Annotated in this window: 1 other RNA gene; it reads right to left on the reverse strand. The window is 52.3% G+C overall.

Annotated features, from left to right (window positions below):
• Nucleotides 1-306, reverse strand: a transfer-messenger RNA (tmRNA) gene (gene ssrA, locus OKJ99_RS17620); the annotation flags it as partial.
• Nucleotides 307-308 lie beyond the last annotated feature (2 nt).

A 308-nucleotide genomic window follows, 5' to 3' on the forward strand; every position in this document is an offset into this window, starting at 1 on the left:
GTCTTCAGTACTACATGCTTATCCATTCATTTAGTTAACCCTAGGAGCGCCGAATGGCAGGCTATCGTTGGGCGAGTCCGATTGGTTTTAGCATCTTGGCTCCGGACAAAGCCGCCATGCGATCCTGTTAGGGGTGATCTCCCAAAATCCCGGCTTACAGGCATGCGCGGGGGGGAGAGCATCTACTGCTTATTAGGCAGCGATTGCGTAAGTTTCGTCGTTTGCGACTACTTTTTTGCGGCTTTTTACGAGGCCAACCGCCCCTCGGCATGCACTTAGGAGTTCGTGAATCCCGTCGAATCCAGTAT

Origin of the sequence: Streptomyces endophyticus, assembly GCF_035798155.1 — a bacterium.
Taxonomy (GTDB): domain Bacteria; phylum Actinomycetota; class Actinomycetes; order Streptomycetales; family Streptomycetaceae; genus Streptomyces; species Streptomyces endophyticus.